Source organism: Erwinia rhapontici (assembly GCF_012271765.1).
Lineage (GTDB): Bacteria > Pseudomonadota > Gammaproteobacteria > Enterobacterales > Enterobacteriaceae > Erwinia > Erwinia rhapontici.
Window position 1 is genome coordinate 226,122 of record NZ_VRKO01000010.1, and the last position, 23,535, is coordinate 249,656.

General features: G+C 51.9%; 22 protein-coding genes, 1 tRNA gene and 1 pseudogene. 10 read left to right on the forward strand and 14 right to left on the reverse strand.

Going from position 1 to position 23,535, the window contains the following annotated elements; translation table 11 throughout:
• Positions 1-7 precede the first annotated feature (7 nt).
• On the forward strand, positions 8-1,660 hold the full coding sequence (locus tag FVB43_RS06325) for a multidrug ABC transporter permease/ATP-binding protein (RefSeq protein WP_133841435.1): 1,653 nt from the start codon (positions 8-10) through the stop codon (positions 1,658-1,660).
• Between the two features lie 178 nt (positions 1,661-1,838).
• Here the strand turns inward: FVB43_RS06325 and FVB43_RS06330 are convergent, their stop codons facing one another.
• The 8 genes and pseudogenes from FVB43_RS06330 to FVB43_RS06365 form a co-directional block, all read right to left on the reverse strand.
• A complete protein-coding gene (locus FVB43_RS06330) occupies positions 1,839-2,633 on the reverse strand; it encodes an amino acid ABC transporter ATP-binding protein (protein WP_133841436.1) in 795 nt (264 codons plus the stop codon).
• Between the two features lie 2 nt (positions 2,634-2,635).
• Positions 2,636-3,535, reverse strand: coding sequence for an amino acid ABC transporter permease (locus tag FVB43_RS06335; RefSeq protein ID WP_167863602.1), 900 nt, complete (start codon positions 3,533-3,535; stop codon positions 2,636-2,638).
• Positions 3,522-4,046, reverse strand: a complete 525-nt coding sequence (locus FVB43_RS06340) for a GNAT family N-acetyltransferase (protein WP_133841438.1) — start codon at positions 4,044-4,046, stop codon at positions 3,522-3,524. The genes FVB43_RS06335 and FVB43_RS06340 overlap by 14 nt, the downstream gene beginning before the upstream one ends.
• 11 nt (positions 4,047-4,057) lie before the next feature.
• Positions 4,058-5,011: pseudogene (locus FVB43_RS06345) on the reverse strand (ABC transporter substrate-binding protein); the annotation flags it as partial.
• A 44-nt stretch (positions 5,012-5,055) separates the two neighbouring features.
• Positions 5,056-6,186, reverse strand: coding sequence for a M20 peptidase aminoacylase family protein (locus FVB43_RS06350; protein WP_159336297.1), 1,131 nt, complete (start codon positions 6,184-6,186; stop codon positions 5,056-5,058).
• Positions 6,187-6,197: 11 nt separating this feature from the next.
• Entirely contained in the window at positions 6,198-7,196 is a 999-nt protein-coding gene (locus FVB43_RS06355; protein ID WP_167863603.1) for an LLM class flavin-dependent oxidoreductase, read from the reverse strand.
• 392 nt (positions 7,197-7,588) lie between these two features.
• Positions 7,589-8,323: a 4'-phosphopantetheinyl transferase family protein gene (locus tag FVB43_RS06360; protein ID WP_167863604.1), complete on the reverse strand. Its 735-nt coding sequence runs from the start codon at positions 8,321-8,323 to the stop codon at positions 7,589-7,591.
• Positions 8,324-8,396: 73 nt separating this feature from the next.
• Complete coding sequence (locus FVB43_RS06365) at positions 8,397-8,603, reverse strand: hypothetical protein (RefSeq protein ID WP_133841443.1); 207 nt, start codon at positions 8,601-8,603, stop codon at positions 8,397-8,399.
• A 509-nt stretch (positions 8,604-9,112) separates the two neighbouring features.
• Here FVB43_RS06365 and FVB43_RS06370 point away from each other — a divergent pair.
• Both FVB43_RS06370 and FVB43_RS06375 read left to right on the forward strand, forming a co-directional pair.
• Positions 9,113-9,526: a hypothetical protein gene (locus FVB43_RS06370; protein ID WP_133841444.1), complete on the forward strand. Its 414-nt coding sequence runs from the start codon at positions 9,113-9,115 to the stop codon at positions 9,524-9,526.
• Between the two features lie 226 nt (positions 9,527-9,752).
• Positions 9,753-10,715, forward strand: a complete 963-nt coding sequence (locus tag FVB43_RS06375) for a tyrosine-type recombinase/integrase (RefSeq protein ID WP_167863605.1) — start codon at positions 9,753-9,755, stop codon at positions 10,713-10,715.
• A gap of 35 nt (positions 10,716-10,750) precedes the next feature.
• Here FVB43_RS06375 and FVB43_RS06380 read toward each other — a convergent pair whose 3' ends face one another.
• A complete protein-coding gene (locus FVB43_RS06380; protein WP_167863606.1) occupies positions 10,751-11,719 on the reverse strand; it encodes a DUF4062 domain-containing protein in 969 nt (322 codons plus the stop codon).
• Positions 11,720-13,084: 1,365 nt separating this feature from the next.
• Between FVB43_RS06380 and FVB43_RS06385 the strand changes: the two genes are divergently transcribed.
• The 4 genes from FVB43_RS06385 (at position 13,085) to FVB43_RS06400 (ending at position 15,179) form a co-directional block, all read left to right on the forward strand.
• Positions 13,085-13,855 (forward strand): hypothetical protein, encoded by a 771-nt coding sequence (locus tag FVB43_RS06385; RefSeq protein WP_167863607.1) that lies wholly within the window; start codon positions 13,085-13,087, stop codon positions 13,853-13,855.
• Positions 13,856-13,972: 117 nt separating this feature from the next.
• Complete coding sequence (locus FVB43_RS06390) at positions 13,973-14,179, forward strand: recombinase family protein (protein ID WP_167863608.1); 207 nt, start codon at positions 13,973-13,975, stop codon at positions 14,177-14,179.
• 174 nt (positions 14,180-14,353) lie between these two features.
• Positions 14,354-14,713: a hypothetical protein gene (locus FVB43_RS06395; RefSeq protein ID WP_167863609.1), complete on the forward strand. Its 360-nt coding sequence runs from the start codon at positions 14,354-14,356 to the stop codon at positions 14,711-14,713.
• Between the two features lie 4 nt (positions 14,714-14,717).
• A complete protein-coding gene (locus FVB43_RS06400; protein ID WP_167863610.1) occupies positions 14,718-15,179 on the forward strand; it encodes a hypothetical protein in 462 nt (153 codons plus the stop codon).
• A gap of 605 nt (positions 15,180-15,784) precedes the next feature.
• Here the strand turns inward: FVB43_RS06400 and FVB43_RS06405 are convergent.
• From FVB43_RS06405 to FVB43_RS06415, 3 genes are all read right to left on the reverse strand, one after another.
• Positions 15,785-15,861: transfer RNA gene (locus tag FVB43_RS06405), tRNA-Pro, on the reverse strand.
• Between the two features lie 75 nt (positions 15,862-15,936).
• Positions 15,937-17,688 carry an LPS biosynthesis-modulating metalloenzyme YejM gene (gene yejM, locus FVB43_RS06410; RefSeq protein WP_133841445.1) on the reverse strand — a complete coding sequence of 584 codons (1,752 nt, stop codon included), beginning with the start codon at positions 17,686-17,688 and terminating at the stop codon, positions 15,937-15,939.
• A 21-nt stretch (positions 17,689-17,709) separates the two neighbouring features.
• Positions 17,710-17,937 carry a YejL family protein gene (locus FVB43_RS06415; protein ID WP_133841446.1) on the reverse strand — a complete coding sequence of 76 codons (228 nt, stop codon included), beginning with the start codon at positions 17,935-17,937 and terminating at the stop codon, positions 17,710-17,712.
• A 169-nt stretch (positions 17,938-18,106) separates the two neighbouring features.
• On the opposite strand from FVB43_RS06415, the gene yejK reads away from it, so the two are divergent.
• Positions 18,107-19,111 (forward strand): nucleoid-associated protein YejK, encoded by a 1,005-nt coding sequence (yejK, locus tag FVB43_RS06420; protein ID WP_133841447.1) that lies wholly within the window; start codon positions 18,107-18,109, stop codon positions 19,109-19,111.
• Positions 19,112-19,168: 57 nt separating this feature from the next.
• Here the strand turns inward: yejK and rplY are convergent, their stop codons facing one another.
• On the reverse strand, positions 19,169-19,453 hold the full coding sequence (rplY, locus tag FVB43_RS06425; RefSeq protein WP_133841448.1) for a 50S ribosomal protein L25: 285 nt from the start codon (positions 19,451-19,453) through the stop codon (positions 19,169-19,171).
• 170 nt (positions 19,454-19,623) lie between these two features.
• Positions 19,624-21,378, reverse strand: a complete 1,755-nt coding sequence (gene radD, locus FVB43_RS06430; RefSeq protein WP_167863611.1) for a DNA repair helicase RadD — start codon at positions 21,376-21,378, stop codon at positions 19,624-19,626.
• 189 nt (positions 21,379-21,567) lie between these two features.
• Between radD and rsuA the strand changes: the two genes are divergently transcribed.
• Positions 21,568-22,272 (forward strand): 16S rRNA pseudouridine(516) synthase RsuA, encoded by a 705-nt coding sequence (rsuA, locus tag FVB43_RS06435; protein ID WP_133841450.1) that lies wholly within the window; start codon positions 21,568-21,570, stop codon positions 22,270-22,272.
• Between the two features lie 30 nt (positions 22,273-22,302).
• Entirely contained in the window at positions 22,303-23,505 is a 1,203-nt protein-coding gene (locus FVB43_RS06440; RefSeq protein ID WP_133841451.1) for a Bcr/CflA family multidrug efflux MFS transporter, read from the forward strand.
• Positions 23,506-23,535 lie beyond the last annotated feature (30 nt).

Genomic DNA, 23,535 nt, shown 5'->3' on the forward strand with positions numbered 1-23,535 from the left:
CGTATTCATGGAGTTGCTTCACGTTGTTTATAAGCAGTATCGCTGGCCGTTTATTCTGGTGATCGTGCTTAGCCTTCTTAGCGCCGCGCTGGGGATTGGACTGATTGCTTTCATTAACCGCGAACTGATCGTCACCCTTAATTCCTCTGTGATGGTGTTACCGCAGTTTCTCGGACTGCTGCTGCTGTTGATGGCGGTTACGCTGGGTTCACAGCTGGCGCTGACCATGCTGGGCCACCATTTCGTCTATCGTCTGCGCGGCGAATTTATCAAACGTATTCTCGACACGCGGGTTGAGCGCATTGAGCAGATTGGTAACGCTCAGCTGCTGGCCAGCCTGACCAGTGATGTGCGTAATATCACCATTGCTTTTGTGCGTCTGCCGGAGCTGATTCAGGGGATCATCCTGACGATCGGCTCTGCGGCCTATCTGGCCTGGCTGTCACCGAAAATGATGGTGGTGACCTCCGTGTGGGTGGCGGTGACGATTATCGGCGGCTGGCTGCTGGTGGCACGCGTTTATCAACATATGGCGGTGCTGCGCGACACGGAAGACCGTCTGTATCACGACTTCCAGATTATTATTGAAGGGCGTAAAGAGCTGGCGCTGAACCGTCAGCGCGCGCAGCAGATCTTTGAAAACGTCTACAGCGAAGATGCAAAGACCTATCGTCACCATATTGTGCGGGCCGATACTTACCATCTGAGCGCGGTGAACTGGTCGAATATCATGATGCTGGGCGCCATCGGGCTGGCATTTTACCTGGCGAACAGCCTTGGCTGGGCCGATACCGCGGTGGCGGCGACCTACTCGCTGACCCTGCTGTTCCTGCGCACGCCGATGCTTTCAGCGGTGGGAGCACTGCCCACGCTGCTGACCGCACAGGTAGCCTTCGACAAGCTGAACACCTTTAATCTGGCGCCTTATGAAGCTGAGTTCCCGCAGCTTCCGGCGGCGAAAAACTGGCAGACGCTGGAACTGCGTAATCTGATGTTCCATTACGGCGATAACGGTTTCCACGTTGGCCCGGTGAACATGACGCTTAAGCGTGGCGAACTGGTGTTCCTGATTGGCGGTAACGGCAGTGGGAAATCCACGCTGGCGATGCTGCTGACCGGGTTATATCAGCCGGTATCTGGCGACATTCTGCTGGATGGCCAGGTGGTGGAAGCGTCCTCAATGGAGAGCTATCGTCGCCTGTTTTCGGCGGTGTTTACCGATGTGCATCTGTTTGACCGCCTGATTGATGATCAGGGGCAGGCGATTGACCCGGCGCTGGTACAGAACTGGCTGGAACGCCTGAAAATGCAGGATAAAATCAAGCTGGAAGGCAACCGCGTGCTGAACCTGAAGCTGTCGAAGGGGCAGACCAAGCGCCTTGCGCTGCTGCTGGCGACGGCAGAGCAGCGCGATATCCTGTTGCTTGACGAGTGGGCCGCCGATCAGGACCCGCACTTCCGCCGCATCTTCTATCGCGAGCTGTTGCCGTGGTTGCAGTCACTGGGGAAAACGGTGTTTGCCATCAGCCATGATGACCATTATTTCCTGCATGCGGATCGCCTGCTGGAGATGCGTGACGGCACACTGAGTGAATTGACAGGGGATGAACGCGATCAGGCTACGCTGGATGCCGTGAAAAGGACGGATACATTAGTCTAGGGGCGAGGTAAGGTTTTCGTAGGGGCGAGGCACGCCTCGCCCGTGGCAGGTAAAGGTTTTCGTAGGGGCGAGGCACGCCTCGCCCGTGACAGATAAAGGTTTTCGTAGGGGTGAGGCATGCCTCGCCCGTTGCCGATGAGGTCGAGGCGTACCCCGACCCTATGGTGATACTGACTTATCACAGCACCTTCGCCAGAAAACGACGGGTCCTCGGATGCTGCGGCTGGTTCAACACCTGCCCGGCGCTGCCTTGCTCCACAATTTTCCCTTCCACCATAAACACCACATTATCCGCCACCTCGCGGGCGAAACCGATCTCGTGCGTGACCACGACCAGCGTTGTGCCGGAACGCGCCAGCTGCTTAATGGTATCGAGTACCTCGCCGACCAGCTCCGGGTCCAGCGCCGACGTGGGTTCATCAAACAGAATCACCTTCGGATTCAGCGCCAGCGCGCGGGCAATCGCCACTCGCTGTTGCTGCCCGCCAGAAAGATGGCGCGGCCAGGCATCGGCTTTATGGCGCAGACCGACCGTGTCGAGCAGCTGCAAAGCCCGTTCTTCGGCATCGGCGCGTGACAGTTGCTTATGGGCCAGCGGCGCTTCAATAATGTTTTCCAGCACCGTGAGGTGGGGGAACAGATTGAAATTCTGGAACACATAGCCCACGCCGATACGCTGTTTGAGGATCGCTTTTTCCTTCAGCTCATACAGCTTATTGCCTTTACGCTGATAGCCAATATAGTCGCCATCAATACGGATAAAACCTTCATCCACGCGCTCAAGATGATTGATTGCCCGCAGCAGGGTGGACTTTCCCGATCCGGAAGGACCGAGGATCACCGTCACGGAACCGGGCGGTAGTTCCAGCGACACATCGTCCAGCGCCTTGAAACGGCCATAACTTTTACTCACCCCGGCAATCGAAATATGACCGAGAGTGGCATCGCTGTGCAGATCGATAGCTTCAGACATGATTAGCTCCTGACAGGGGTAACGGCGGCGCGCAGACGCGCAGAGGCTAGGCGGCTAACGGGTTCACGCGTGGCCCCCCGGGCCAGCCAGCGTTCCACATAGTGCTGGAACACCGATAACACCGTGGTGATCAGCAGATACCAGACGGCCGCCACCATCAGCAGCGGGATCACCTGCTGCGTGCGGTTGTAAACCATCTGGATGGTGTAAAACAGCTCCGGCATCGCCAGCACATAAACCATCGCGGTGCCTTTGGCGAGGCTGATGATTTCGTTAAAGCCGGTAGGAATAATGGAGCGCAGCGCCTGCGGCAGGATAATGCGCAGCGTGCGGCGCGATGAGGGTAACCCAAGAGCGGCAGCGGCTTCAAACTGCCCCTGATCCACGCCTAAAATCCCGCCACGAATAATCTCAGCGGTATAGGCGGCCTGCACCAGCGTCAGCCCAATCACCGCGGTGCTGAACTGCCCGAGCACATCAATGGTTTTATACTCAATCAGTGTTAGCGGGGTAAACGGAATCCCCAGTGAGAGCGTGTCGTACAGATAGGAGAAGTTGTAGAGAATAATCAGCACCACAATCAGCGGTAGCGAGCGGAACAGCCAGATATAACCGAACGCCAGCCCGGAGAGCAGCCAGGAAGGGGAGAGACGTGCCAGCGCAAGGCCCACTCCGAGCAGGATACTCAGCAGGCTGGCGATCAGCGTCAGCAGCAGCGTCTGGCCCAGACCACTGAGGATCGCCGGGGCAAAGAACCACTGAGCGAATACTGACCACTCCCAGCGTGGGTTAAACGCCACGGACTGGATCACCACGGCCAGAATAAACAGCGCGATCACCGCCCCCACCAATCGCAGCGGGTAGCGTGCGGGCACGACGCGCAGGGTTTCACTGGGTTTCATTGGCGGCTCCTGCATCGACGTTCTCGTGCAACGGCTTGGTAAAGCGCAGGCGGCCATCATGCGGTGGCAGGCTGTACTCTTCCGGGTCACGGCGGGTATCAAACTGCGGCTGATAACCGTGGGACAGATACAGTCGCACGGCCTCCGGCTGACGGAAACCGGTGGTCAGATACACCTGACGATAACCCGCCAGCAGGGCGCGGCGTTCCAGCTCCACCAGCACCTTCAGGGCCAGGCCCTGGCGGCGCAGGTCACTGCGCGTCCAGATGCGTTTCAATTCTGCTGTTTCGGCATCGAGTGCCTTGTAAGCGCCCATCGCAATAATGTCCCCGTCGCGCTCCAGCACCACAAACATCCCCCGGGGCGACAAATACCATTCGGTCAGTTCGACTTCGGCATCGCGTGCAAAGAAGTCACCGTAACGTGCGCTGTACTCACCAAATAACCCGTCGATAATCGGCGCCAGTTCAGGCGCCTCCGGCGACAGCTGGCGGAACTGTTCATGGCTCATGCTGACCTCCGTTAGTCGCCCAGGCCTTCCGGGTTGATTTCAGAATGGTCAAGACGCTCAATGCCTTCGCCCCAGCGGTTCAGCACCTTGTCGTACTCGCCCCCTTTGATCACGCCATTTAGCGCGGCGTTAACGGCAGTCACCAGCCCGTTACCTTTCTTCAGCGTTACGGCGATATGGGCCGCTTTCGGCCAGCCGCCATCCACGCTGCCCACCAGCCTGGTTTTTCCGGTCAGTGCGGCTTTCCATGCACCGATCACGTTCGGGCCGAAGAAGGCATCGGCGCGTCCGGACTGCAGTGCCAGCGTTTGCGCAGCATCATCCTTCACATAGTTAGGCGTGAACGGTTTCAGACCTTTCTTCTGATTTTCGGCATCCCACGCCAGCAGGATCGCTTCCTGGTTGGTGCCGGAGCCGACAATAATGCGCAACCCGGCGATATCTTCGGCTTTGGTCAGTGAGGTGATTTTACTGTCAGACTTCACGTAGAAACCGAGGGAGTCTTTACGGTAGGTGGCGAAATCGAACTTCTCTTTACGCGCTTTGGTCACCGTCACGTTGGTGATGGCGGCGTCATACTTACCGGAACTGACGCCCAGCGGCCAGTCCTCCCATGAGGTCGGTACCACGTTCAGCTCCAGCCCCAGGCTGTCAGCCACCAGGCGGGCGATATCCACTTCACTGCCTTGCAGGGTTTTATTGTCATCGGAGAACAGCGTCAGTGGCGGTGAGTTCAGTGCCGCAACGGCGACGGTAAACTTGCCCGGTACGGCCAGCTTAAGATCTTTCGGCAGCAGTTTGACGGCGTCCGGATTCAGCGGCGCGTGCACCGGCGTGGCATTGGCCTCGACGCTGATCCCGGTCCCGTTAATCTTGACGGTTTCTGCATTTGCTGTGGTGCCAAGCCACAAAGACGCGCTGAGCAGGCCCAGTAATACGGATGATTTTTTCATGATGAATGACTCTTATTATGGTGAAAATGCAGATGAATCGGGCCGTTCTCAGCCCGTTAAGCGATGTCCTTCAGCGCCGCTTCAGCCAGCTGGCTAAAGTATTCTGCGGCGGGATACAGCAGGGCTTCATCCGGGTTAAAACCAGGGTGATGCAGACCAAATTCACTGTTGCTGCCGATGCTGACAAAGGTGCCCGGCGTGTTATGCAGGTAGAAGGCAAAATCTTCGCCCCCCATTTGCAGTTCGGCATGTTGCACTGCGTAACCCTGACGGGCAGCCACCTGTTTGCTGAACTCGGCCCAGTACTCGGTATTAATCAATGCCGGCGGGCCGGCATGCCAGTTGAGGTCGGCACGTGCACCAAAGCCACTGGCGATGCCTGCAATAAGCGTGCGCAGGCGCTGCGGCAGCTCGCTGCGGATCGCCGCGTTATGGGTCCGTACTGTGCCTTCCAGCACCACTTTCTGCGGTAACACATTCCAGGTATTGCCGCCCTCAATGCGTGTGACGCTGACCACCACGGATTCTAGCGGGCTGTAACTGCGGCTGACCAGGGTCTGTAAGGCGCTGACGATCTGGCTGGCGATCACAATCGCATCCACCCCTTCCTGCGGCCGGGCTGCATGGGCACCTTTGCCGTGAATGTCGATGTCAAAACGATCCACGTTGGCGTAGAACGGGCCACCACGCGTCTCAAACGTACCGACCGGCAGTTCCGGGGCGTTATGCATACCGAAAATCGCTGCCACGTCCTGTAAAGCACCCGCTTTGATCAGCGTTTTCGCGCCACCAAAGCGTTCTTCTGCCGGTTGAAACAGCAGGCGAACGCGGCCGGGCAGGCTCTTTTCACGGGCCTTAAGCAGTTTTGCGGCACCCAGAATCACAGAGGTGTGCACATCGTGACCGCAGGCGTGCATCACGCCCTGATGCTGCGAGCGGAATTCGACCGGGACGATCTCTTCAATCGGCAGGGCATCGATATCAGCACGCAGGGCGATCAACGGCTCACCCTGACCGACTTCGGCCACGACGCCTGTCGCCAGATCAAAAGGCAGGAGGGTAATGTCAGCTTCTTTCAGCCAGCCGGTGATGCGTTCCGTGGTGGCAAACTCCTCGTTCGACAGCTCAGGATACTGGTGCAGTTCACGGCGCCAGGCGACGAGCTGCTGTGCAAGAGAGTGGCTCATGGTCCGGCTCCTTATGCGGCAACCAGCTGGTGGGTGGCCAGCAGTTGCAGGGATTTCAGGCGTGGAACACCTGCACTGATCGGGGTATCAATAATGAATTCTTCCACCCCGAAACGCTGATGCAGCGCGTCCAGATGGGCGTGAACCTCTGCGGCGGTGCCTTTCAGTACGGCGGATTCACGTGGTTCAATCCGGTACTGTTTCGCGCCGGACTGGCGAATAAAGGCCTCGGCCTGGGCCAGATTGCCGACCGTGACGCTTTGGCCGTTATCCACATGCACGCGGAAGTGCTGTAAATCGGCCGCCAACAGATCGGCTTCGGCTTCGCTATCGGCAACAATGGCCTGCACGGCCAGCAGCGCGGATTGTCCTTTGCTGTGTGTGCGGTAAGCCGTCAGGGCGCGTTCCAGTTCCTGCTTGTCGCCATTCAGGTGGGCGGCAAACACGAACTGCCAGTTCAGCTCGGCGGCCAGCTGAGCGCTGGCTTCGCTGGCACCCAGCAGAAAACGAGTTGCCGGGCGCGGTGGTACCGGCGTGGCCAGCAGCTGGTCTTCACCTTCAGGGGCAGGGGAGGCGCTCAGCCACTGATCCAGCGCGCGCAGCTGGCTGGCAAAATCCCCTTTCTCTTCCGCGTTTACACCCTGCTGTAATGCTTTCGTGGACAGCGGCAGCCCGCCCGGCGCTTTACCCACGCCCAAATCGACGCGGCCAGGGGCCAGTGATGCCAGCAAATTGAAGTTTTCCGCGACTTTATACGGGCTGTAGTGCTGCAACATCACGCCACCGGAACCGACACGGATGTGGCGCGTGTGGGCGAGGATCCAGGCGATCAGCACTTCCGGTGACGGGCTGGCCAGTGCGGCCGTGTTGTGGTGTTCTGCCAGCCAGATGCGGTGATAACCCAGTTCTTCCGCCCGTTGCGCCAGGGTCAGGGTTCGTGCCAGCGCAACCGCCGCGGTTTCGCCTTCAGCCAGGGGGCTTTTATCCAGTAAGCTCAGTCGGTAAGCCATAATGCATCCTTGAACGGTATCAGTTGCTGGCAATTATTGAAGGAGGGTCCGCTGCTGTAAAACAACAAATCTGGCTTATATCAGTCGGGAAATGGGATTAACCCACGTTTGCCGGGAATCGGCAAAGGCTGTGCGAAATGGGTATTTTGTCTGGCGGGGGGAGTCGGGTTTAATAAAGCTTCACTTGAAGCCTGATGCGACAGGCGGTTAACAGAGGAATAAATGATGAAAGGTATCTGGCTGCACTTCACGCGATTTTTTCAGGCACCCTCTGGCATGGCAACATTAGACAGCTGTCGGGTGATTGAGGCAATGATGCCGATGGTTGAGCTGTACGGTGTGGATCTACACGATCTGCCGTCGCTGCAACAGCGTCATCACGATGCATCCCGTTAATCTCTGCGCTGCTGCGGCCCGATAATCCAGGTGATCACCTGATCGGGTTGCAGTATGGCTCTTCCCTCAAAAATTCTCCCGACCACCATCTCCCCGGAAATTGTCTGCGTCAGACGCAGGCTGATGTGCTGTAAGTCGGCACTGCACTGAATCACTTCCGCTGCACTGAAATCCATAAACTGCAACACCCGCGGGTAAAGCGCCTTATACAGACTCTCCTTTAGCGAAAAAGCCACGGTCAGCGCCGTCGTAAAGGGAACTTCACTCAGTTCCAGGCGTGCTTTCTCTGCTGCGGTGATCAGCATGGGGTGCGTCTCATGGGCGACCTGCGGCGTCATAATACGTTCACAGTCAACGCCGAGCAGCCGATCCTGACGACGCGTCAGCAGTGCGCAGACCTGCTGGTGGGTGTGCGACAGTGACCCGTTGATACCTTGTGGCCAGATGGGGGCGCGATCGGGGGTATTACGCAGCAAAAACGAGGGAATACCCCAGCTTGTCAGCGCCTGTTGCAGGCAGTAGCGGCTGGCCAGATATTCAGCACGGCGCTTTTTGACTGCCCGCTGTAAGTGTTCAGGCGCAGGGATAGTCAGCGTGGTAAACAGGGATTCCGTGAAATGCGCGGCATCGTAGTGTGCATCCAGCAGATAGATATCGGGATGCTCGGCCAGCGGTTGCAGGGTGCAGTGTGAAATAAAAGGCGGGTAAGACGGGAGGTGCAGTGCAGTCATAGCCGCTAACCTGTTCAAATAAGATGATTTATTTAAACAGGTTAGTGGCTGGATATCAAAATAAAGGCGTTAATCAGTGATTAGGGGGGATCGCGAAACTTTTCAGTGAGACAACGAAGTGATCGTGGCCTTTGGAGATCTTGGCGCCACGATCGCACCACTGGCTGGCAAGACGAAAGAAGTCGTCACTACCGATGTCATAAGCCAGTTCCACTTTACTGATACCTGAATGAAGCAGTTCTTCTGCGTCTTTGAAGTTTTTTGCTTTGATAATGGCCATTTGAGTTATCCCTGTCTGACAGTGCGATGAAAGTCTAGCGACAGCGTATGATATTACTGTGACAGTTTTGTTTCAGTGATGAAGATTGAGAGTTTCGCCACGTTTTTTGACGGAAAAATGCAGAGAATCGACGAAAAAAAGAGCGTAAAAACAATGCGATCTCTTGCAGGGCGCGATCATTTTTTCCGAGCGACCCGTGCTGAGGGTGTGCATCAGGAGGCTGGCCTGCAACACTGGTCGACCGAAACAGAAGGTCGGCCATCCCGGTTCACCGTCAACGCTGGCCCAGTTACCCCCTCAGATCGCCCCAACTAAACAGTTAACGCCGTCTTACACGTCCCTACAGTTAAGGCTAATTATTAGTTATTTAGTCTTAAAAAAGTCTTTAGGTAGTGTGCTGTGTGATTTATTGACTAGTGTCAAGATTTGGATTCATTAATCCGATACAGTGACTTTAATTAGTGATGATGGTGACTTTCATCACATTTTTTAATTAGGGCATTAAGTTTATGAAAAAACTATTTATTGTTGCTGCTGTGTTATTCGCTGGATGTAGCTCTCAGGCTTCACGTTTGGCTTCCTGTGAGGCTCAAGGCATCAGCCGTGATACGTGCTACCTTGCAGAACAAAATCGTCAAGCGGCTATTGTCGGAGCTGCTGAAAATCAGGCTTTACGTAATGCAAGCACTGTAAAATTTCATGCTCAATCAGCGCATAAAGTCAAAGTGTGGAAAGGGTACGGCGTGGTCGTTAAGCAGGATAGTTTAGGTATCGTTTCTGTTGAGGGTAAGCCTGCTGTATTGACTGAATCAGCACCTAACGGAACTAAGAGTTATCAACAGGGTTTGTTTGATGTTGTTTTCTACCCATCCGGGAAAGTGTGGCTAATTAAATCTGGTGTTGTTCAGGGGGCTTTGAAATGAAACTAATGGTTCTGTTAGTGGTGGTAAGGTCTCTTACGGCATGAGCCACAATAAGCCACCAGGCTAAGGAAGGTTAAATATAGGTAAGTCATTGTGGGGTAAGATAAAAATTGGTCGGCACGGAGAGATTTGAACTCTCGACCCTCGCCACCCCATGACCAATATGGAAATGGAAATGTTAGCTTACTCAATATGATAGGTCATCATGCACATGAGATAATTGCATATGGCTACCATCAGACAACTTCCCTCTGGCAAGTGGAATGCACAGGTCAGGATTAAGGGATACCCGACTAAGACAGCTACACATTTAACGCGCGAAGAGGCTGAACAGTGGGCAAAAAACTTAGAACGGGACTTAAAACGAGTATCCCCACCAATAGAATTTTTGATTCCTTCATATCTTGAAGAAGTGATGATAAGAGAGGGTAAGCGAAGAGGGGCATATGAAACGACAAGATCCCGCCTGGCTGTTGTGGGGCGCAACCTCAAAGGAAAGCCACTGGAGGCGATAACCTCTGAAGACATTTCAACATATAAGGTAGAGCGACTTAAACAAGTAGCAGGCTCTACTGTCCGTTTAGAGTTACAGCTATTATCACGAGTGCTGCGCTGGGCTAGCACGGAGAAGGGTATAGCCTGTAGTGATGTGGTTAAGCCAGTTAAGCTCCCTAACGCTGGTAAACCCCGTACCAAAATTGTTGAAGAGTTCGAATATAGGATGATATTGGAACGCGCTAGTGAGAAGTCCAAAGCTATCATCATGCTTGCGTGGGAAACTGCTATGAGAAGGGGGGAGTTATTAGCCATCACTCCTTCTATGGTGGATTTTAAGCAAAAGGTTATCCACCTCTCTGATGAACAGACGAAGAATGGAGAAGGACGAGATGTTCCCCTATCTTCTAATGCGTTATCTTTACTCAGAGAGTTATGTGATGGCAGGCAGCATAATAGCAGGCTGTTTATATTAACCCCTTACGCTGTTACACAAGCTTTCAGAAGAGCAGCAAGATTAAGCCATGTGTACGGGGTGTGCTTCCATTCCTTGCGTCACACTGCTATCACTCGTTACGCTGAAATGGGATTTAACACTATACAGCTTCAGTGCATCTCCGGGCATAAAAGTATTAGTATGCTGGCAAGATACAGCCACATAAAGGCAAGTAAAGTGGCTGATCTGATGGGGTAAGATAAAACGGGTGAGCCATTTCTCACCCATGATTATTAATCTCTAACTAACTTAAGATCCATCATTTTGTTAATGCCTTCTGTGGTGAGATTCCATTTTCCTGCATTTATTTCAACTAACCCTAGGGCTAAAAGTTGCAAGCTAATCACTTGGTAATCGTCATCGTCTACATATGCTGAAAGACCATCGCTATTTGTGTTCTTTTTAATGAGTTCATTGATTTTATCCACAACATCTGAATCATTACATGTTTTGTATATAATAGGTGAGATGAAGTTAAATATATCGCTAAGCTTTTTAGTGATCGTCGAATTATAACGTTGAAATCTCATAATATCGTTCGAAATTAGTTCAAAATTTATTGTGAATTCCTTATCAAGTCCAGCAATGTTTTTTGGTATTGATGGAAGGTTTTTGTTTTTATTGTCGTCTAGTTCTTTTTGAATTTTAAGGTTCTCTTTTCTCAGCTCATTGAGCTCCTCAAGCGCAGACTCGTTAGTAATTTTATCTGCTCGAACCCAACCTACTGCTGGATAAGTTTTAATGGTTTTTGTCATGCTCAAAGCGACTAGGCCCGGAAGCTCTTTTTCAGATGACCATGTTCTTCTTAAGCGTCCTGTGGTGGCTTTAGTAATGAATGCTGTTAGTTTCTCTCTGGACTCTGGATTAATTTCTGACTTATTGACAGGTAATGAATCTGGACTTTCATGAGTTAATACCGTTACTTTTAAGCCTTTTTCAATAGCATAATCGAATTCTTTTTCAGTATAACTTAATCCATCTTCAGCAACTGAACCATACCTGCCACCAATGATGAGAAGATAATAGTCGCAGTCATCAATGATTTTTTTGATGAATTCCCACTGTTCTTCATCAATAGCTGGAAATAGCTCCATTCCCGCTGGGATACAGTCCATTTCCATGAGCGTTTGAATTACATGTTTACGCTCTTCTTTAAGGTCAGTAAAAGTGGAACTAACAAAAACTTGATATCGTTTATCCATGTCAAATCTCAGCTTTGCTTGTGTATAGTAAGCCATATGCGGCTAACGAAAAAGGTAACAACACTTGATAGCTTTAGTAGTAGCGCCTGTCAAGGATTGATAAAGAAATCTGTCGGTTATCCATGCATTAGGGGGGAGAGAGGCGGTAGGGAAATTGTCACAGACTATCCTTGTTTAGCAAGTTGTTGTTGTGACGCAGAGGGTGGAGCTATAGTTGTGAATTGAGTTCGGAGGATTTTTATCTTGCCATGAAAGCATTAGTGAACAAGGGGATAATTGGGTATTAGTGTGAAGTATAAGCCTAAGGTTAAAGGGTTATTCTGTTACATACCCTTAATTCTCTCTGTAAAGCATTCTAACGAGATCTGGATCATGGCAATGTCTTTGAGTGTCTTTTGGTTTTAATTCCCTTAAATTGGCTCTCAGTGCGTTTAAATCGCTTCTATCAATGTAATGCTATCATCACACCATGTATTATCTGAATTCAAACACAGAAACACTTGCAGGTTGAGAACTCAGCACCACCTATGGAAGTATTCAGCGTGGACCAAAGGCTTACGCAAGGGTTCACAAGAAGCGAAGGACGTGGAGGAGGCCTTTGGCCCCTCAGCTCTAATCCGTCGTCGTCTTGTTGAAGTCTTGAAGGCGTTTGAAGAAGAGGAGCTACGAAATCGCTCTGCTGACTATGATTCACCCTCTTGGGCATATAAGCAAGCAGATTCAGTAGGTTACGCACGAGCACTGCGAAGAGTGGTGTCAATCCTCGAAGAAAAGTAAAATTTATTTTCAAAAAGTTGAAATGTTTTCTGAAAAAAAGAGTTTATATAGAGAGAGAAGTGCTACACAGAGACTAAAAAAATGAGGTTTCTTTCTAACCTTTTTCGAAAAAAACGGTTATATAGATATAAGAGATGTTTTTTTACCTCTATCACTTGTAGTAGAACCTTAACATCCTTACGCACTCCCCGTTCGTTCAATGAACTCACTCAGGCCGTGCGGGCCTAAAGCACGCAAGAAGCTCACTCAGCCTTGAGGCCTCTCTACGCTCCTAAAGAAAGCACTTGATGTAAACGAGATGAAGCCAGCCTATCTGGCTGAATGAGTTTATTGCGTAACGCCGTAGGCATTCTATTGAACTTCTCGACATGTGCAGCTTTGCTGTGCATGTATGTTATTAATTTAATTCTTAATGAAGGGTTGAGTTTAACGCAGCAACGCTGCACGCTCTATATTTTCTTTAATCTAATTGTGAACCATGTTGGCACAAGATATCTACATGGGCAGATTACGAAAGTTGATACCTATGACAGTTTTAGAGATTCTTAATAACTACCTCCGAAATAAAAACCAAACAGGACAATAATAATGAAGGTTAAATGGTTGGTAATGGATGGTCAGGTGATGGCTATCGATGTGCATACTGGTGAAATCATCAATGATACAATTGATACACTCCCGCTTGAGTATGATGTTAATGATTGCGTCAGTGAGGTTCTAGATGATCTTTTTGGAAGCTCTCTAAATACTACCTCCGAAATTAATCCTGAGGTGAGAGGGCGTAAGCCTAAAAGAATCTCTAATCAGTATTCCTCTTTCTTTTGTAACGTTCAATACTGCGAAGATACCGGGCGAAGCAACATGCCTAATGCGTTGGATGATTTGGTTTACTCAGCCTCTACCACATCATCAGGGAATACCCGAGTTCCTATTAAGCAGTTAGTGAATGTTATGAGAGGAGAAGAGTTATCGGTTAAGTCCATTCAGGCTTCACTTGGGAAACGTCGTATCATTAAAGGGGGTGATGCACCAGGGGAGCGCTATTGCCGCTCTCTTTTGGAGTCTGCTGAATGTCTTATTAAACGTGTTGAGCTTCATCAGGAGCGTGGCATTATCAACCTTAGTGATTCTACGTCCTTCCAGTTTAATGCTGACAAATTAGCGTATGAAAGATCTCAGGGGGCTTCTAATGGGGTTCTATGCCCAATTGAGTTTACGAAGGGAGATAGGCGGTCAATTCGACATTTTGCCAGAACGGGTAATGACGCTAGGTTGAGTCAGTATATCCAAAACGTAATCGAGCACTCAAAGCGCATGATGGTACGTATCCATCATTTAATTTCAATGAATTCTTTTTAGAATGATTTCACAATTTTGTAAATCACTAGCGCTAATTTATTTCTTACTAAGAGTTGTTAGACCTGTTTCAGCAGATGATAGGTCAATCTAAATTATAATAATAAAAAAGGATTAACAATGTACGAAGATATTCGAAATAACAAAACAATTATTTTTGACGAAAAGGTAAAGCCAACAATTATTGAGTTAATTGAATATGGTTACGGCTTAACTGCGTTAGCTAATGCTTTAAACAACAAAGGCATCCTGACGCGTTGGGGACAGCCTTGGACAATTGACAGTGTGAAGAAAACCCTCAAGCGCCTTGATTTAAAAACTTTATAAGAGAGGCGCTATGTCAGGGTTCGCAAACTCACCCGTCTCCTATGCAAAAGATAAAAAATATATTACCCCACGCCATTTATTCACTAACACCTGGCGAGAAGGTTTTATTGATAAAATGGTTGAAAGAGGTTGTTATGACCCCACGAAAACTTTTAATTGGAAAGGAAGATAATAATGAATGTACCTGATGCTATTAATCAGTTGGTCAATGAAGGCTATTCGCAGGAACAAGCAATCCAGATGGTAGCAGATGCTGTAAGCATGATGGAACCAGCAACTAAAAACACACCTCTACGCAGGGGAGCAAGTGACAAAGAGGTATCGGCCTATTGGGCGCAGCTTCGCAGACAAGCAGAGCAGGAAGTGTGGATTCCGCCTGCTATCAGGGAAGCACAAGAGGCTGAAGCTAAAGCTCCCGATGCATTTGAAACTTTCAAACAGAACATGAGGGCGCGTAATCCAGCCTCCGCCTCACCTCTTCGTAATACGAGAGCGGCTATTGAGTGGTTCAAACAGCAACGCAACGGAGAGTAACCTTATGCGTAAAGGTTACGTACCTAAAACTCATTTCAAGGGTAACGTGAAACGCTCCAAATATACGGAGGAAGAGAACAAGCGCTGGAGGGGGTTTAATACGCATGACGGCGCTATGGTCTTTGCCTACAAGGGGCTTGTCATTGAGAAGCGCAACAGCCTCTACAAGGTGAGGGATGTTAAACTTGAAGGATTTCCTGTTGCATCAGTAGCTGGCATTTTCAACAACTCTCAAACGTTAAGAAGTGTTATTGAAGCTGGTCTGTGCCAATCCTCTGTGTCTAAGCTCGCGCGTCTAAGGGAGCGTAACAGGAACGTTAAATGTAATGATTGCGGAACGCCTTTCCTCTTCAGGAGAGAGCAGCTTGAAGACTATCTTGAGGGGAAAATTTTGCAATGCCCCTATTGTTACCATGAAGAGTGGGATGACCGCTTAGAATGGGCACCAGATGACAATTTTTATTAGATAATTTTTTGACGCTTTACACTCCCTAGGTGATTTGATTACCCCATCCTCATAAAGCCCTCATATACGCAATCTGATGCAGCAATACGCTGTAGGATGCGTCTTACCTATTGAATGCCCCTGTAAAGGGGCTTCTTCTTAACATCCCGTACAAGGCCCCGCATACACATAATTTCTGCTAGAAACTCAGAAGGTGTGATGCACTATAAGGCAACCCCCCCGTACCCCCCATCATCGTTCCTGACAGCACTCTTAATAAAAATAAAACTGACCCGTGTCTTAGCTAGACGGGGGTAATTTACTTGTATTCAATAGGTTACCTACGAGCGTACACACGGCTTAATGTGTCTCGCATGGAATGCGTCATTGGCAGGTCGGCACGTAGCGCAGCCTGGTAGCGCATAGCGAGCTAGCGAGCGAGGGAATGTAGCAAGGCGACATTCTCAATCGTATGGGGAGGATTTGCTGGATGTACTCATGTGTGAAGTGCAAGGTGCAAAAAAGCGGGAGAGGGCATGTGCAATGGGGTGTTGCACATGTGCAAAAATCTACATAAAGTAAAGGGGCTAACCTTACGATTAACCCCTTGACCTATCGGAGTAATTTGGTCGGCACGGAGAGATTTGAACTCTCGACCCTCGCCACCCCATGACGATGCGCTACCAGGCTGCGCTACGCGCCGACAGAGTCATCTATATTACCCAACTGCATCCTGATTGCAACCCGCTAACGCGTTGACTGCTCTAGATTTATACAGCTAATTTGCGATAAATCGTTTTTCGTCAGTGAGAACCTGTAACAACAATGCCAGCTGCGGCTTGTGATCTTTCAACGGCTGGCCCTGCAAATCCCAGGCAGCATAGCCCCCATTGTTATCCAGCGCCAGCGTCTCCTGCGGGGTGGTGATCAGCAGTTGATGATGGGTGCTGCTGGCAACCCAGTTGTGACGTCGCTGGGCAGCAAACAGATCCTCGCCCTGCGAGTAATCAACCGCTGGCGTGTTGACGTGCAGCAGGCGCTGCATCAGGGTGGTCATTATATCCTGATGATCTGTCAACTTATTGACGGTTTGCGCAGGGGTTTGCGGCCAGTGAACTACCAGAGGTACCTGCAACATTTCACGATTTCCCGGCGTGGTATCGCCTTCCAGCACCACGCCGTGTTGGGCGGTGATCACCACCACGGTGTTCGCCAGTAATCCTTTTTGTTCCAGGGTCGTCAGCACCGTCTGGATCTGCTGGTCTACACTGGCCGCGGCGCGATTGTAGTGACGAGCGCTCTGCTTATCGGCGCTATCACTGCTGTCAGACGTCGACAACGACAGGTAGGAGAACCACGGCGTCCCTTCGTTTTTATGTCCGTCCAGCCAGCGCTGCCACTGACGGGTGGTATCCGCATTCGACTGGCTCTGCGATGTCGGTAAAGAGAAGTCGGTGAGCAGGGCCTGGCGATACAGCGGCGAGTTGAAACCGTCGCTGGCAAACAGACCCAGTTGGTAACCCTGTTGCCCCAACGCCGTGATCAGCGTTGAGGGAATACGCGATGACAGCACGCCATCCATATAGCTTGGTGAGATGCCGTAGAACAGGCCAAATAATCCACTGTCTTCCGTAGCGCCTGAGCTGAAATGCTGGCTGAAGCGCACGTTACTTTCGGCAAAACGTGTCAGGTTGGGCAATGATTTCGCCATCGATGCTTCATTCAGCCCATCAACGGTAATCACCAGCAGGTTGTTACGCGTGCCTTTATCACTGAAGGTGATATCGCTGAGCGGATAAGCGACTGACACGGCTTCAGGGTTACCCTGTTGTACCAGGCGGCGTTGATATTCCTGAGCATCCAGCAGGCCGTGCTTCTCAAGGAAGCGTCGCGCGGTCATCGGATAAGAGAGCGGCAGGTTCGAGCGCTGCATAGTGATTGGACGGTAGAAATTGGCATCCGCCCAGATGTACATCAGGTGGCTGGCAAAGAAGGCGCTGATAAACAGCCCGGCCAGGGGTTTACCAAAGCTGCGACGGTTCAGACTGCGCAGTTTCTGCCAGCTCCAGGTGGCAAACAGCATCTCCACCAGGAAGATGACCGGTACGCTGATAAACATCAGTTGCCAGTCACGGGCCATCTCACTTTGGTCGGGGTTCACCACCAGCTCCCAGACGACCGGGTTCAGGTGCAGGTGGAAGCGGGAAAACACCGCGCTATCCACCAGAACCAGCGTCAGCCCGGCAGTCGCGATAATCGCAGAGAGAAAGCGCAGCAGGCGCTGCGACATCACCACAAAGGTCAGTGGAAATATAATCAGCAGATAGGCAGCGAAAACAATAAAGCTGAAATGGCCAATCCAGCTGCTGAATGAGTAGATGCGACCGGCCAGCGAGGCTGGCCAGTCGGAGACAAACAGGTAACGGCTACCCAGAATAAGCGCAAAGATGATGTTAAACAGGGCGAACCAATGCCCCCAGCTAATCATCTGGGACACTTTTTCACGGTAGCGCTGTCGATTTGTTACCATATCGGAATCAGGATCATCTCATCAGTGGGCTTGGTCATCGCGTACCGACGCCTGCAGGGCATCGGCAAACGAACGTGCCATTGCCTGGCGCTGTGCCGGTGACACGCTGGTGTTAAGTAAGTTGGTCACCATATTCCCCAATACCATCAGGGAAAGATCGGTTGGGGTCTGGTTTGATTCCAGAACCTGGACCATTTCTGCGAGGATCTTCTCCACGCGCTCGTTGCTGTAGCGGGATGATTGTGCCATAACGTCAATTTTATACTGAGGTTTAAAGGGCGCTATCTTACCGTAAGAACGTGCTTTTTTCTGCATTTTTATCGTAATGACGCGCGAATGAACTGTGCATCGTTCTGACAGTTGATCGTAAAGTCGCACAGTGATTGAATACGCGCCTGTGCTTAAAGGAGAGTTTACCATGAGTCTGGATATCACCCAGATTGCCCTTCACCAGATGATCAAGCGTGACGAACAGACGCTGGAGCTGGTGCTGCGAGATTCACTGTTACCGTCCAACGCGCCCGTGACGGCAATGATGGAAGAGCTGCATCGCGTTTACAGTGCCAAGAGCAAAGCCTATGGCCTGTTTAATGAAGAGAGCGAACTCGCCGATGCATTACGCAACTGTCGTAAGGGCGAGAATGATTTCCTGGCGTTTAGCCGCGCCGCCAGTGCACGCCTGCGCGATGAGCTAAGCAAGTATCCGTTCGCAGAGGGTGGCGTGGTGTTATTCGGTCACTATCGCTATCTGGCGGTTGAGTATTTGCTGATTGCGGTACTGAACAGCCAGAACAGCATGCGTGTTAACGAAGAGCTGGATATCAGCACGACCCACTATCTGGACATCAATCATGCCGATATCGTGGCTCGCATCGATCTGACCGAGTGGGAAACCAACCCGGAATCGACTCGTTACCTGACCTTCCTGCGTGGGCGGGTGGGGCGTAAAGTGGCTGATTTCTTTATGGACTTCCTCGGTGCCAGCGTGGGCCTGGATACAAAAGCGCAGAACCGTGGCCTGCTACAGGCGGTGGATGACTACTGTGCCGAAGCCAGCCTCGATAAAAATGAGCGGCAAAACTACCGCCAGCAGGTTTCCACTTATTGCAACGAGCAGCTTAAATCCGGTGAAGAGATTGAACTGGAAGGCCTGTCGAATGAGCTGGCCCCGCTGGGAGACAAAACCTTCCAGGCCTTTACTCAGGAACAGGGTTACGAGCTGGAAGAGAGCTTCCCGGCAGACCGCAGTACGCTGCGCCAGTTGACCAAATTTGCCGGCAGCGGCGGCGGGCTGACGATCAACTTTGACGCAATGCTGTTAGGTGAACGTATCTTCTGGGATCCGACCACTGACACGCTGACCATTAAAGGGACACCGCCTAACCTGCGCGACCAGTTGCAGCGCCGTACCAGCGGAAAATAGACGAAAAAAAACGCCGCATTAAGCGGCGTTTTTTTCACATCTAAAACGAACGGGCGATTAAGCGCGAACGAAGTCGATGTGGTGCAGTTTTGGCTTGAACGGGTGACGCTGAACAGCCTGCACTTTTACTTTAGTTTCTTTGCCATCAACAACCAGGGTCAGAACTTCGTCGTAGAAACCAGGCTTCGCCTGCAGGTTCATAACAGAGTCGTGGTCCAGTTCGATAGCAACAGCTGCTTCATTTCCGCCATAGATGATGGCTGGGAATTTGTTAGCTAAACGCAGGCGGCGGCTCGCACCCTTGCCCTGCTCTTTACGAGCTTCAACATTAATAGTGAACATTTTTAAGTCTCTTCAAGTTTTATTCCTGCTACAGGCGACCCAGCAACAGGTGGATTGTTCAGCTTTTATCCGGCAAAGCCAGTTAAAAGCGGGCGGAATTATACCCGGGTTTGCCTTTTCAGGCAATGTATTAAGTCGGAAAGCAGAGCAGGAGCGGCAATCCGTCTGTTTTAACGTAATTCGTTGGCCCGGCGGAAACGTCCCTGGTAATCAAACACTTTCTCGCGCACTTGCCAGTAATGGCGCTGTTTACGCGCGACGACGAAATCGGGATGACGCAGCAGCGGCTGAAGCGCAATGATATCGGCAGCGCTCTTCCAGCCCAGCGGTACGCCGGGTGCACGTTGATGCGGGCGCAGAAATAGCTGCTCAAAGGCGGTGCGCTGCGCCGGGGTTTTTAAACGAAAGCGCTCGCTGACTTCGGTCGCTTCTTCATCGAAGTAACGCACCTTCAGCCATTCGCCCTGGTCGTCGCTCCCGCTCTCCAGCACCATCGCCGCACAGCGCAGCACCAGCGCATCTTTCAGTTTCAGTGCGGCTTTCAGCATATCGTCAGGGTCAACAAGGATTGCATCACACTCCCGGCAGCGGCGTGCGGCAATATCATTTTCAGCATGACAGTGTGGGCAGTTTTTAAAGCGAAAACGGTAATCACACTGTTCACGCAGCCCGTCATCATCCTCCAGCACGCCCTGGCAGCGACGGCCAAAATGTTCGATAAGGGTGCCATCCTGAGTGGTTTTACCCCAGAAGGTATTGGCAAAACCACAGCCAGGGCAGAAAACCTGCACCGGCTGATTATCACTTTTACCCTTGGGCGCACCGACTTCCGGGGTAAAAATATCGTGGGGGTTACCGGCATAGTCGAGGATCAGACAGTCTGTTTTACCAGGGCTGAGCCGCAGCCCGCGTCCGACAATTTGTTGATACAGGCTGACTGACTCGGTGGGGCGCAGAATAGCGATAAGATCAACATGCGGGGCATCAAACCCTGTCGTCAGCACCGACACATTGACCATATACCGCAGTTCACGTGCTTTAAATGCGGCGATCAGCGCGTCACGCTCGGCAGCCGGCGTGCCCGCGCTGATCAGCGCTTTACTGCCCGGCAGCAATCCGAGCACTTCACGCGCATGGTCGACCGTGGCGGCGAAAATCATCACGCCTTCCCGCTGTTGGGCAAATTCAACAATCTGCTGGATAATGTGCGGCGTAATACGCTGTTGCTGTTTCAGTTCACGGTTGAGATCCGCCTCGCTGAACAGGCCGTTTTCCTGCGCCTGTAAACGACTGAAATCATACTGCACCACGGGCATATCCAGCCGCTCAGGCGGCACCAGAAAGCCGTGTTTGATCATATAGCGCAGCGGTAGCTCATAGATGCAGTCGCGAAAGAAGGCGCGTTCGTCGCCTCTGACCATGCCGTGATAATGGAACTGATAAATCCAGCCTTTGCCCAGGCGATACGGCGTGGCCGTCAGGCCCAGCAGCCGGAGCTGCGGATTATGCTGGCGCAGCTGATTGATAATTTGCTGGTACTGGCTGTCGTCGGCATCGCTGATGCGGTGGCATTCGTCGATAATCAGCAGCGAAAATTCGGCACTGAACTGCGCCAGATTTCGTGCTACTGACTGCACGCTACCAAACACCACCTTGGCATGGCTCTCTTTACGTTGCAGCCCGGCGGCAAAGATATCGGCCTCCAGCCCATATGCCTGATATTTACTGTGGTTCTGCGCCACCAGCTCTTTCACGTGGGCCAGCACCAGCACGCGCCCGCGTGCGACCCGTGCCAGTTCTGCAATCACCAGGCTTTTACCGGCTCCGGTAGGCAGTACAATGACCGCAGGTTGCGACGTGTGGCGGAAATAGCGGATGGTGGCATCCACGGCTTCCTGCTGATAGGGACGTAGGGTGAACGACATGAAGACCTGTAAAGCAGCAATAAAGGGACATTATGCCATGAAAGCGCCATAAGAATACGATCCCCTCTGTGCCTCAGCCCCTTCTGCCGCTATACTCCCTGTTCCATTCCGGATGAGCGTTCTGCGCCACATCAAAAGACGATTATCGTCAGTTTCCACTCCAAACTAATTACAGGCAGTGCAGAGTTAATGCGACTTGATAAATTTATATCCCAGCAACTGGAAGTCAGCCGTGTCATCGCCGGGCGTGAGATTCGTGCAAAGAAAGTGACCGTAGACGGTGACGTTGTACGCGATAGTGCATTTAAACTGAGCCCGGACAGCGCGGTTGAATATGATGGCAATCCGCTGCAACAGCAGCATGGCCCGCGCTACTTTATGCTGAATAAGCCGGTCGGTTATGTCTGTTCCACTGAGGATCCCGATCACCCGACGGTGCTGTTCTTCCTTGAAGAACCTTCCGCCTGGAAGCTGCATGCCGCCGGGCGTCTGGATATTGATACTACCGGTCTGGTGCTGATGACCGATGATGGTCAGTGGTCCCACCGCATCACGTCTCCGCGCCATCACTGTGAAAAAACCTATCTGGTGACGCTGGAATCTCCGCTCAGTGACGATACCGCACAGCAGTTTGCTGACGGCGTTCAGCTGCACAATGAGAAGACGCTGACCAAACCTGCTACGCTGGAAGTGATTGATCCGCATCAGGTACGTCTGACCATCAGCGAAGGGCGCTATCACCAGGTAAAACGTATGTTTGCCGCGGTGGGGAACCACGTCGTGGGGCTGCATCGTGAACGTATTGGTGCGATTGCGCTCGATACAGAGATGGAACCCGGTGAGTATCGTCCTTTAACCGCAGAAGAAATTGCCAGCGTCGGACTGACGCGTTAGTGAATTTTTGTCCAGCAGAGGGGCAGGTGAGTGGCAAAAGATAAGAATTCCTCCATGGGACTGGTGGTGATCCTCGGGCTGCTGGCGATGCTTATGCCGCTGTCGATCGATATGTATCTTCCTGCCTTACCGCAGATTGCCCGCGAATTCGCGGTGTCAGCGGGCAGCGTACAGATGACGCTGAACGCGTATATTCTCGGTTTTGCCCTGGGTCAGCTGGTCTACGGGCCGCTGGCTGACAGCTTTGGCCGCAAACCGGTGATTGCGGCAGGAACGCTGATTTTTGCTATTGCGGCTGCCGCCTGTGCTCTGGCGCAGACTATCGATCAGTTGATCACACTGCGTTTTCTGCACGGCCTGTCGGCGGCGGCGGGCAGCGTGGTGATCAGTGCACTGATGCGTGACAGCTACTCGAAAGAGGAGTTTTCCCGCATGATGTCCTTTGTCATGCTGGTCACCACCATTGCACCCCTGCTGGCACCGATTGTTGGGGGCTGGATGCTGCTGATCTGGAGCTGGCATGCCATTTTCTGGACCATCTCGGCGGCAGCGGTGGTCACCACGCTGCTGGTGGTGACCCAAATCAAAGAGACGTTGCCGAAGGACAAACGGCAACCGTTCAGCCTGCGTACCACGTTGCGTAACTTCCTCTCTCTGTTTCGTCACAAGCGGGTGTTCAGCTATATGCTGGCCAGTGGATTCTCGTTCGCCGGGTTGTTCTCATTTCTGAACGTCGGGCCGTTTGTCTATATCGAGCTGAACCATATTTCGCCGCAGGATTTTGGTTATTATTTTGCGCTGAACGTGGTGTTTCTGTTCCTGATGACGCTGCTAAACAGCCGTTGCGTGCGCCGCTTTGGTCCGCTGGTGATGTTCCGTTTTGGGCTGTTAATCCAGTTCTCGATGGGCGTCTGGCTGGTGGTGGTGAGTGCGCTGAATCTTGGTTTTATACCACTGGTGTTCGGCGTGGCGATGTTTATCGGCTGCGTGGCAATGGTCTCGTCTAATGCGATGGCGGTGATTCTGGAAGAATTTCCGCATATGGCAGGAACCGCCTCCTCGCTGGCGGGTACGCTACGCTTCGGCGTGGGCGCGCTGGCAGGCGCACTGCTCTCCACGATTACGTTCACCAGCGCGTGGCCCATGGTCAGCGCCATCTTTATCTGCGCCACCACGTCCATCTTGTTGTTTATCTACGCTTCGCGACCGCGCAAATCTGTCCCTGCGGGCTGACGAGTCGTGTAGGGCCGATCATGTGTTGCG